An 11,476-nucleotide genomic window follows, 5' to 3' on the forward strand; every position below is an offset into this window, starting at 1 on the left:
TTATATTTTAATTTGGCAACATTTCTGCAATTGTTGCATTTTTTATGCAACAAAAGGGGTGCTTTTCGGGATAAGTAGAAAGCGTTTTGATACTTGCGGGCACGTACAAGCCCTGCGACTTAGTGAAACCGAGGTGAGTTTCTGGAACAGGCTGTAGAGTACTTGTGTCAAAGCGTGGGTGTGCATTGCGGTATTTTGTATATGCAAAACCTAGGGCATTATACTCGGTGACACACCCCGGACGAAACTTGAAAATTGAATATATATATATCGGTCAAAATTACGGTAACAAATCTGTAGGGGCGAACAGCGTTCGCCCGCCGAAGAAACCAGTCCACGATTACAACCATTGTAGGACAGAACAAAAAACTATCCTATCACGCTTGTAGGGGCTGGCGCCCTCGACAGCCCGCTCGAAGTGACGAGGTTTGAATTTACCATAAAGTCATGCAGATGTACAAAGACGTGCGAGGGGGTCGGGACGTCGGATTTCTGCAAAGCAGAAATTGTGCCGTTCCCCTACAATTCTGAAATTATAACAAATTCTGAACACGGGCGAACGCTGTTCGCCCCTACAGATATTCGGGATAGTTTATCTTGCCGCAAAATCGCTCCGCTCTTTGCGTATCTACGTTTTGCTATGGGATAGAAAAGCGGTGCAGATTTTATACTCCGATATCACTTTTATCTGATATTTGACTTCTATATGCTTTTGATACTACAATCTGCACCTTGTCGGCTTGCGCCGAATGAGGCTCTGCCTCATACTCCGCTAGGGGCTTTGCCCCTAGACCCCACAAGCCCTCTAGCGCCGGGCTTGAGCGTGCGCTTTATCTCTCGCTTCGCTCGGTCCTTTATTTTACTTTATGCTTGCAATTTACTTTGGTCTGCTTTGCCCATTCCTCATTCCTCATTTCTCATTCCTCACTCCTCACTTAAACTCCGCTCCTATTAAAAACTTCCCCTTGATTATTCCCCCAAAAAGTGCTATACTATTGATAAGTAAAATTGCATGAAATCCTAATCCCAAGGAGGTAAATTTCTATGAATTGTACTCATTTCAAAAGCTACTATCCGTCCTCTGACGGACTTCATAAGATCGCGTATTACGTTCGTTTCCCTATCGGCACAGTAAGAGGTGTCGTTCAGATATCCCACGGTATGTGCGAATATTTCAGACGTTATGACGACCTCGCTGAGTTCCTCACAGGCTTAGGCTTCGCAGTATGCGGAAACGACCACCTCGGTCATGGCGACAGTGTGAACGACAACTCCGAACTTGGCTACTTCTCCCCTGAACATGGCTGGGAAAACGCTGTCGAGGATATGTATACTCTCACAAAAATGATGAAACACAACTACCCTGACAAGCCGTATTTTCTTCTCGGCCACAGCATGGGAAGCTTCCTTGCAAGAGCTTTTGTCACCAAGCATGGCAGAAACCTCACAGCGGCTATCTTCTGCGGAACGAGCGGCGGCATGGAGGGTATCCCTGCTTTGCTCACCCTTGTTGACAGCCTCAAAATACTCCATGGTGATAAATATAGGAGCAACGCTGTAAATAAGCTTGCTTTCGGTGCTTATACAAGAAAAATTACCGATAAAGTCAGCGAATATGATTGGATATCCCGTGACCCTGAAATAGTTTCCACCTACGAAAAAGACCCTAAATGCAACTTTATTTTCACCCTAAACGGCTTTGAAAATCTTGCAAAGCTTTTGTGGTATGTTTCAAACGAAAAGTGGTTCTCCACCTATCCGAAAACTTTGCCTACCTATCTTATAGCAGGCAGTGCCGACCCTGTGGGAAACTACGGAAAAGGCGTACTAAGCGTGTTCAACAGGCTGTCCCTCAACGGCTGTGACGTTGAGATGAAGATATACGAAAATGCACGTCACGAGCTTGTGAATGAAACCAACCGCCGTGAAGTGTATAATGATATTGCAGATTTTCTGCTCGATATCATAAGCTCTGAAATGTGTTCAGATTAAGCTGTAAGGGAGAGAAGTCAACGTGTTTGCTTTAATAAACAGTGTAGGTCTGCTGGGGCTTAATGCCTTTGCGGTCAAGGTGGAGATAGAAGCTTCAAAGGGTCTGCCCTCTTTTGATATTGTGGGGCTTGCAGACGCATCTGTAAAAGAAAGCCGTGAACGTGTGCGTTCTGCACTGCGTTCAAGCGAGATAACATTGCCTCTGAGAAAAATAATCATAAATCTTGCACCTGCCGATGTGAGAAAAACAGGCTCGGTCTATGACTTAGCCGTGGCAGTTGCACTCTTGCGAATGGCTGACCTTGTTGATGACAGTATGCTTTCCACCTCCGCTTTTATCGGCGAGCTTTCTCTCAGCGGAGAAGTAAGACCTGTTCAGGGCGTTTTGCCTATGACAATAATGGCGCAGAAAATGGGACTTTCTGAGATATATGTTCCTGCCGACAATGTTCGTGAAGCTTCCGTTGTGGAGGGTATAAAAGCCTATGGCGTAAGGTCTTTGCGGGAGCTTGTTTTTCACTTTGAGAAAAAGGCGGCAATAGTTCCTGCGGCACATTATAAGCCCACCGCTGAAAGCTATTTCGGAAGTCTTGATTTTGCCGACGTAAAAGGACAATCAGCGGCAAAAAAAGCATTGGAGGTCGCAGCGGCAGGCGGTCACAACGTTCTTATGATAGGTTCGCCTGGCTCAGGAAAATCAATGCTTGCAAAACGTATGCCGTCGATACTTCCTGCCATGACCTTTGAGGAGTCTATAGAAACCACAAATATCCATTCTGTGGCAGGACTTTTGGACAGCAACAGTCCTCTTATCACCACCAGACCTTTCCGTTCACCGCATCATACAGTTTCACCGGCAGGACTTTCAGGCGGAGGCTCTGTGCCAAAGCCCGGTGAGATATCCCTTGCACATAACGGCTTGCTTTTTCTTGACGAGCTTGCAGAGTTTTCACGCCCTGCCCTTGAGATCTTACGTCAGCCTTTGGAGGACAGGCAGGTGACCATATCCAGAGTGTCAGGATCGATAACATACCCATGTTCGTTCATGCTTATCGCTGCAATGAATCCTTGTCCATGCGGATATTTTGGTCACCCAACAAGAAAGTGCATATGCTCTCCGAAACAAGTTTCAAGCTATCTTTCCAAAGTCAGCGGACCACTTCTCGACCGTTTCGACATTCATTTGGAGGTCGCACCTGTTGAGTTTGCAGATCTTTCTTCCACTGCCAAAGAGGAATCATCAGCGTCCATAAGAGAGCGTGTTCAAAAAGCCCGTGACATACAAAACGAGCGTTTCAAAGGCACTAGCATAACCTGCAACGCACGAATAACCTCTGATATTCTTCACGAGGTCTGCCCTGTGACAGATGAGGCTTCAAAGCTTTTGGAGAACGTTTTTGACAGGCTGGGACTTTCAGCAAGAGCCTATGACCGCATACTTAAAGTCGCACGAACTGTTGCGGATATGGACGGTGCAAAGGTCATAGACAAAAAGCATATCGCAATGGCTGTTCAGTATCGAAGCCTTGACAGAAAATATTGGAATGGGTGATATGTGCGTCACATAAAAGCTGACAGGAAACGTGCGAACACTGTTCTCCCCTACTATGGTGTATTCAAATACATATGATAATTGCAGACGGTTTTTATTCCGTCTGTTTTTTTGTGCAAAAAAAGTACGGGAACGCTTTGAAACATTCCCGTACTGTCCTTATCACAATTCTATAATTATCCCTTAAAAATTCTATTCCAAAAAAATCAATCTGCCACTGCATTCTTTGCGATAACGTCTGCAACAAGATTTGCAGGAAGCGGCTCGTAACGTGCTTTTTCAAAGGTGAACACACCCTGACCCTGCGTCATTTGTCTCAGAAGCAGTGTGAAGTCTGCCATTTCAGCCATTGGAACTTCGGCAACTATCTCGGTCATACCCTTCTTTTCCGCAGGATTCATGCCCAGAACTCTGCCTCTTCTCTTATTAAGCTCGCCCATCATGTCGCCAGTATTATCGTCAGGTACGAAAACGCTCAAAGAGCCGATCGGTTCGAGGAGAACAGGCTCTGCCTGACGCATACCCTCTTTGTATGCGATAGATGCTGCCATTTTGAATGCCATTTCTGAGCTGTCAACAGGGTGATATGAGCCGTCTACAAGGATAGCTTTCAGACCTACTACAGGGAAACCTGCGAGAACGCCTTTCTTTACGCTTTCCTGCAAGCCCTTTTCTACGGCTGGGAAGAAGTTCTTTGGAACTGCTCCGCCAAACACCTTTTCTTCAAATACAAGGTCGTCAGATACGCATGGCTCAAATTCTATCCAAACGTCACCATACTGACCGTGACCGCCTGACTGCTTCTTATGTCTGCCCTGCACCTTGACTTTCTTTCTGATAGTTTCACGATAGGAGATCTTAGGCACAGAAGTTTCTACTTCAACGCCGAATGTTCCTGCAAGTCTGCCCACAACAGAATCAAGGTGAAGTCCGCCCAAGGTGCTGAGTATCATTTCGTTTGTTGACGGGTCGAGCTTGTAATCTATAGTAAGGTCTTCTTCCATAAGTCTTGTCATTGCGGCGGATATCTTGCTTTCATCGCCCTGCTTTTTAGCCTTGACTGCCATTTTGTAGCATGGCTTAGGGAAGGTCATAGGTGCAAACTTAACAACTCTTGCGGAGTCACAGATAGTATCGTTGGTGTTCACGTTCATCTTCATTGCAACAACGATATCTCCACAGCCTGCTTCGGCAACGTCTATCTGCTTTTTGCCCTGAAGCGTAACAAGCTTTCCGACCTTTTCGGTGCTTCCTGTGGTAGCGTTCACAACCTCCTTGTTAGGTGTAAGCTTACCTGAAAATACCTTTATGTATGACATCTTGCCAACAAATGGGTCAGCAACTGTCTTGAATACAAATGCGCTCATAGGGTCGCTTTCAACGCAAGCGACCTCAACAGCTTCGCCGTCTGCTTTTTCGCCTATCATAGCGTCCTTTTCTGACGGAGGAGGGAGCAGTAGGTCTATCTCCTTAAGGAGCATATCAACACCTGAGAGGTCTGTGGAAGAAACGCAGGTAACAGGAGTTATAATGCCTGAGTTCATGCCGCTATGTATTCCGTCAATAAGCTCTTTCTGTGTGAATGCTTCGCCTGAGAAGAACTTTTCAAAAAGCGCCTCGTCAGTTTCTGCAACGGCTTCGGACACGGCTTCGATAAGTCCGTCGATACGATAACCCATTTTCTCTGATACATCAGCTGTAGGCATATCAGTTTCAACTGCCTTGCCGTCTTCATACTTATATGCTTTCATCTCAATGAGATTTACATAAGAAACTATCTTTCTGTCTGCGATAACAGGCACAACAACAGGGCAAACTGTAGGTCCGAACTCTGCTTTGAGCTGAGTAAGGACGTTATTGAAGTTTGCGTTATCGTCATCAAGCTTTGTTACAACGAACATTGTAGGCTTGCCCATTTTCTTTGCAAGGTCATAAGCCTTGTGAGTACCTACACGAACGCCTGATTTACCTGATACAGTGATGAGTACGCAACCGCTTGCGGCAATGCCCTCAACAGCTTCGCCCTCATAATCGAACATACCGGGAGTATCAAGAAGATTTACCTTGAACTCGCCAGTTTCCAAAGAAGAAAGAGATGTGTAAACAGAACATTTTCTCTTTATCTCATCAGGGGTATAATCAGAAACAGTGTTTCCGTCAGTTATCTTGCCGAGCCTGTCAGTAGCTCCACTTTTATATAGCAATGCTTCAGTCAGAGAGGTCTTTCCAGAACCTGCCTGACCTGCAATAGCAATATTTTTTATTTTTGTGCTGTCGTATTTTTTCAAGTTGATCGCTCCAATCTATGCCGTTGGACGGCTTAATGTGATGTGCAGTATAATTATATGTATCATTTACACAAAATATATCAACCGCATAAGATAATTATATACTATTTTCACATAAATAGCAAGGGTGGAAAGAAAATTTTCTTTCGTGAATGTGAACAAAGTTTAGACTTGTTATAAAGCAGATTGCACAAGGGGAGGAAGAAGTGAGGAGTGAGGAGTGAGGAATTAGGAATTAGGAATGAGCAAAGCTGCCCCCAAGCACCGAGCGAAGCGATTTTGCGGCGGCAGGACTTGCCCGAATATCTGTAGGGGTGCGGTTATCAGAGATGTGTGAATGCAAAAAAAGCTCCCCGAGCGTTTCGGAGAGCTTTGCGTTATTTTACCCTTATGATAGGCTGAAGCTGTATCCCTTCAAGAGCCGACTGAATAGTTTCGGGTATGAGTTCAAATTCAGCCACTATGGAGTTTGGCTTCTTTTCGCAGTTGTCTTGCGCATATGGTACGAAATAGTAGTTTCTCAGATTTTGCAGATAACCTATGTTTTTAGCACACCCTGCCAGTGCGTCATTTGTCGATATGGCGATGACCACGGGACGAGCATTTCTCAGGTGACTTTTTACCGCCATGGTGGCTGGAGTGTCCGTCAAGCCAAGAGCAAGCTTTGCTGCCGTGTTTGAGGTGCAGGGTGCTACTACCATAATATCACACATCTTTTTCGGTCCGATCGGCTCGGCTTCTTCTATGGTGCGTATGACCTTGCGACCTGCTATGGTTTCAAGGCGTTTGATGTTTTCTTCCGCTGTGCCAAAACGTGTAGATATAGATGCGGCGTTGAAAGACATTATTGGCACAAGCTTTGCGCCCTGCTGCACAAGCCGTTCTGCGGCGGCAAATGCCTTTTCAAAGGTGCAGAAGGAGCCGGTCATGCAAAAGCCTATTCGTATGCCGTCAAGTGACATTCTTTGTTCCCCTTTCATTCAAAATGTCCGTGACTGTTCGGGCGATTATCTCTCCTGCAGTCATAGGTGCGGCTTTGGCTGGAAGTCCCAATGCCCATACCACACGCCTGTTCAGCTTTGCGGCAGTTTCAAAATCTACTCCGCCAGGTCGGGAGGCAAGGTCTATGATAAGAGAGTTTTTATCCATTACGCCCAAAAGCTTTTCATCAAGTATCATGGCAGGGACGGTGTTTATTATTATAGTATACCCCGAAATATTTTCTGCAAGAGCTGTGATAAGCTCTGCCTTATAGCCTGCGCCCTCGGCTTCTGCAAGCGCAGAAAGCTTTCTTGCGGATATAGTCACATCTGCGCCGACAGCCCGAAAAAGCTTAGCGCAGGCTTTCGCTACTCTGCCATAGCCAATAACTAGGACGGTGGAACCGTTCACGGTGACAGCAAGCTCCTGCATGGCTATTTGCAAAGCGCCCTCAGCTGTGGGGATACAATTTCTTATAACAAGCTCCTCTCGCTTATAGTAATCCTTAACATCGAAGCCGAGAGAGGAGAAATATTCTATTTGATCACGGCGGAGCAGACCGCCTGCCACGAGTGCATTTTTCTTTAAATGCGTTGAAACGTCACTGCATGATACCTTTACATTACGGCTAGAAGAGATATCCAGCCCGTCAGCTTTCATGAGAGGAAGTACGAGAACGTCCGCCTTTTCGGTGAGCTGATCGAGATGAGCGAGGGGGATAGTGTCCTCGCCTTTATCGTCCATGCCGTAAGTATAGACCCTGCCGATTTTAGTGAGAGTCTGAGCTGTATATGTTTGTCTTGCGTCACCGCCGACGCAGAGGAAAACTGTTTTTTTCATATGGATACCTCCTGTGGGACTATGCCTGATAGAGTTATATATAATTATATGTATCGGTGGGCTAAATGTTACCGGCAAAACAAAACGCCCTATCCCTGCAAAGCAAGAATTGCGGCGCTTTGATATGATATCATATTTCTATCTTGATAAACTTCGGCTCGTGCTTTTTGAAATAGGTCAGATACTTAAAGCCTGCCGCCTGCGCCATTTCTACGCCTGCGGAAATATCTCTGCCGATATCTGCGGTGCAGTGGGCGTCTGAGCCTATGGTCAATATCTCGCCGCCGAGGGCTTTGTAGAGCTTCACATAGCCAAGGTCCGGGAGTGGCTTGCCGTACTTCTGCCTTAATCCCGACACGTTTATCTCTATGCCCTTGCCTTTTTGGATAAGTGTACAAAAAATTTCTCTGATAATATCTTCATATGTAGAAAGATCTATTTGTATACCGCAATCTCCTTGGATATATCGCAGAGGATATGTTAGGTGTCCTAAAACGTCTAACTTGCCCCATTTGCACATTTCAAGCATTTCTTTGAAATAGTCGTCAAGGAGAGCATAGGTTTGCGACAAGTCCATATTTTTGTACTCTATCCAATAGAAATCGTCCTTGCCTTTATTCTGATGATGTGAGCCGATGATAAAATCAAGGCGTTTGTCGGAGGCTATCTCTTCGGCAAATTCTATATCCTGCAAAGGCTGACCAAGCTCTATTCCGCAGAGAAAATTTAAAACCTCCAGATGCTGGGCAGCTTCATACTGGGCGACTATGCTTGCGGGGGCATACTCCCCCGAGCCGTACATCATGCCGTCTTTCAGGGCTTCAGGATCACCGTAATGGTCGGCTTTATAGCGGAAATTGCAATCGCAATGGTCAGTTATGGCAAATGCCGCCAAGCCAAGCTCTTTGGCTTTTGCTAAAGACTGTTCTACAGTTCCCTCACCATCGGGGGAAAAGCCTGTGTGGGTGTGCATATCTATAAGAGTTTTCATAGGTTCTCCTATCTGTACAGTAATTTGTACTTATATAGAATTGTAAAGCTTTTCAAGCTGTTTTGCCGCTTCTGCCGCACGTCTTACAAAGCTGTCAGGTGCAGCATTTCGGTACATGGTGGACTTTGACATATAAAGCTCTAATGACAATGGTGGCTGGTGGTCGAGGTTTTTGAGCTTTCTGAGAAATTTCTCAAAGTTCAGGTTGCCGTCAAATGGTATCATGTGTCCGTCGGTGTTGCCGTCGTTATCGTGGATATGCAGGCAGGCAAGCTTGCTTCCAAACTTCGTCAGGCAATCGGAATTCTTTGAGAAGCAATTCTCATGACCTGTATCGTAGCAAAATTTCACGTTATCATGGCTTCCGAACTGGTCAAACAGCACGTCAAGAAACTGCGGGAGCTGGATATTCTCAAAGGCGATATCGACGCCGTTTTCTTCTCCGCACTGTATTATCTTGGCGAAATTCTCTATACCGAAACGAGATACTTCGGGCGGAACAAGCCCGTCAGTGGGGTGGCATATCATGGTTTTTATGTCGTTTTCACCGCACACTCTTACACATTCAAGTGTTCGTTGGAGGATATATTCGCTCTCCGGGCATATTGTCCAAAGGGCGTTCATGCGGTCAAACTGTGAATGGACGTTTTCTATTTCCAGTCCAGAATTTCGTACAATATCATACTGTGTGTATTTTAGTCCGTCAGAAAAGCCAAGCATTACACCGTCAAAGCCGTTCTCTTTTATAAGTCTTATACGCTCCTCAAAGGGTATTTTAAAGGTGAAGTCTGCAAACATACAGCGTTTCAATCTGTTTTCCTCCTTACCAAAAACAGCGGCAGAATTGCTCTGCCGCCGTGAAAATTTAGTTTTTGAGAGAATGGAGTGGTGCAGGGATCTGTCCGCCACGATTGATGAACTTGGAAGGTGACTCTTTTTTGAGCGGCATAACAGGTCCGCAGCCAAAAAGTCCGCCCCAATCAAGTTCTTCGCCAACGCCCTTGCCAATAGCAGGGATAACTCTTACGGCGGTTGTCTTGTTGTTTACCATACCGATAGCAGCTTCGTCTGCGATGATAGCGGAAATAGTATCGGCTGGGGTATCGCCCGGAATACATATCATATCAAGACCAACTGAACATACAGCGGTCATAGCTTCAAGTTTTTCAATGCAGAGCGCACCGCTCTTTGCGGCATCAATCATGCCTGCGTCCTCAGAAACAGGGATAAATGCACCTGAAAGTCCGCCTATTCTTGAGCAAGCCATTACGCCGCCCTTTTTAACTGCGTCATTAAGCAGGGCGAGGGCTGCTGTTGTGCCATGTGTGCCGCACTTTTCAAGACCTATTTCCTCGAGGATATGGGCAACAGAGTCGCCTACGGCCGGAGTTGGTGCAAGTGAAAGGTCAACGATACCGAATGGAACGCCAAGACGCTTGGAAGCGATAGTTCCAACGAGCTGACCTACTCTTGTTATCTTATATGAGATCTCCTTGATAACGTCGGATATCTTTGTGATATCAGCGTCAGGATATTTTCTCAAAGCGGCTCTTACAACACCAGGACCTGATACGCCCACGTTTATCATGCAATCAGGCTCGCCAACTCCGTGGAAAGCACCTGCCATGAACGGGTTATCCTCAACTGCGTTACAGAAAACAACGAGTTTTGCTGCGCCAAAGCAGGCAGAGTCAACTGTTCTTTCTGCACACTCTCTTACAACGCCACCCATCATTTTGCAGGCATCCAGATTGATACCTGTTTTTGTTGAACCGATATTTACAGAGGAACATACTCTCTCAGTAGTAGCAAGTGCCTCTGGGATAGACTTGATAAGCTCGATATCGCCTGCGGAGAAGCCCTTTGGAACGAGGGCTGTATATCCACCGATAAGGTTTACGCCAACGTCCTTTGCGGCTCTGTCCATAGCGTGTGCAAATGGAACAGGTGAACACTTGCAGGCAGCAGACACGATAGCGATAGGGGTAACGGAAATTCTCTTATTTATGATCGGGATTCCAAGCTCCTTTTCTATCTGCTCGCCCACCTCAACAAGTCTTGCGGCTTTTGCGGTTATCTTCTTATAGACATTCTCGCAGGCAACGTTTATATCGCTGTCGATACAATCAAGCAGAGAAATGCCCATTGTGATAGTACGAATATCAAGACAATCGTCCTGTATCATTCGTATCGTTTCCAACACGTCATATGTATTAATCATTTTACAGAAATCTCCTCTTTAGATATGGTGCATACAGTTAAAAATATCCTCGTGCATTGTGTGTATCTTAACACCCATTGTCTGACCAAGCTCTGTAAGTCCGTCTGCCATGGTAGCAAAATCGGAGTTGAGCTTTGTGATGTCAACAAGCATTATCATAGCAAAGAGGTCCTGCAAAACTGACTGAGTGACCTCGATAACATTCGCATTATATTCTGCACACTTTGTGCTTACCTTTGCAAGGATACCTACAGCGTCCTTACCTATAACCGTAACAACAGCTCTCATTAATAAGACCAGCCTTTCCAAATTCATTTATATATCTTCTATTATACCACACAGCGGAGATTTTGCCAAGAGTTTTAATTATAAATATTTTATTAACGTTGGAAATGCGTTTTATGGGGCGACGGTCAAGGCAGGTGGTTTGCGGTGAACGAAACGGGCGAACATTGTTCGCCCCTACCCATATTTGTACGAATTACAAAAAAATTCGTAAAAAAAATCAAAAACGTTGAAGTGCAAAAAAAAGCGGGGTGTCAGATTTCTGCAAAACAAAAGGCGTTGTAAAAAAACAGCGCTCAAAGAGTCGAGATTTCCTGCTTTTGGGA

General features: G+C 45.6%; 9 protein-coding genes. 2 read left to right on the forward strand and 7 right to left on the reverse strand.

Translation table 11 applies throughout. The features are described 5' to 3' along the window. Positions 1-1,044 precede the first annotated feature (1,044 nt). Together WS40_RS09700 and WS40_RS09705 are read left to right on the forward strand one after the other, a co-directional pair. Positions 1,045-1,992: an alpha/beta fold hydrolase gene (locus WS40_RS09700; protein ID WP_046441925.1), complete on the forward strand. Its 948-nt coding sequence runs from the start codon at positions 1,045-1,047 to the stop codon at positions 1,990-1,992. Positions 1,993-2,014: 22 nt separating this feature from the next. Next, positions 2,015-3,544, forward strand: a complete 1,530-nt coding sequence (locus tag WS40_RS09705) for a YifB family Mg chelatase-like AAA ATPase (RefSeq protein WP_038671126.1) — start codon at positions 2,015-2,017, stop codon at positions 3,542-3,544. Positions 3,545-3,750: 206 nt separating this feature from the next. Here the strand turns inward: WS40_RS09705 and WS40_RS09710 are convergent, their stop codons facing one another. From WS40_RS09710 to WS40_RS09740, 7 genes are all read right to left on the reverse strand, one after another. Further along, positions 3,751-5,832 carry an elongation factor G gene (locus tag WS40_RS09710; protein ID WP_046441928.1) on the reverse strand — a complete coding sequence of 694 codons (2,082 nt, stop codon included), beginning with the start codon at positions 5,830-5,832 and terminating at the stop codon, positions 3,751-3,753. A 377-nt stretch (positions 5,833-6,209) separates the two neighbouring features. After that, a complete protein-coding gene (locus WS40_RS09715) occupies positions 6,210-6,812 on the reverse strand; it encodes a dipicolinate synthase subunit B (RefSeq protein WP_148303556.1) in 603 nt (200 codons plus the stop codon). Next, complete coding sequence (locus tag WS40_RS09720) at positions 6,784-7,653, reverse strand: dipicolinate synthase subunit DpsA (protein WP_046441930.1); 870 nt, start codon at positions 7,651-7,653, stop codon at positions 6,784-6,786. The genes WS40_RS09715 and WS40_RS09720 overlap by 29 nt, the downstream gene beginning before the upstream one ends. Before the next feature lie 130 nt (positions 7,654-7,783). Then, the gene (locus tag WS40_RS09725; RefSeq protein WP_325208519.1) at positions 7,784-8,644 is read right to left on the reverse strand and encodes a histidinol-phosphatase HisJ family protein; all 861 of its coding nucleotides are present in this window, start codon (positions 8,642-8,644) and stop codon (positions 7,784-7,786) included. A 30-nt stretch (positions 8,645-8,674) separates the two neighbouring features. Then, the gene (locus tag WS40_RS09730; protein ID WP_046441933.1) at positions 8,675-9,454 is read right to left on the reverse strand and encodes a sugar phosphate isomerase/epimerase family protein; all 780 of its coding nucleotides are present in this window, start codon (positions 9,452-9,454) and stop codon (positions 8,675-8,677) included. A gap of 55 nt (positions 9,455-9,509) precedes the next feature. Next, a complete protein-coding gene (locus WS40_RS09735; protein WP_022286600.1) occupies positions 9,510-10,865 on the reverse strand; it encodes a PFL family protein in 1,356 nt (451 codons plus the stop codon). An 18-nt stretch (positions 10,866-10,883) separates the two neighbouring features. After that, positions 10,884-11,153 carry an ACT domain-containing protein gene (locus WS40_RS09740; protein WP_022286601.1) on the reverse strand — a complete coding sequence of 90 codons (270 nt, stop codon included), beginning with the start codon at positions 11,151-11,153 and terminating at the stop codon, positions 10,884-10,886. Positions 11,154-11,476 lie beyond the last annotated feature (323 nt).

Source organism: Ruminococcus sp. N15.MGS-57 (assembly GCF_000980385.1).
Lineage (GTDB): Bacteria > Bacillota > Clostridia > Oscillospirales > Ruminococcaceae > Hominimerdicola > Hominimerdicola aceti.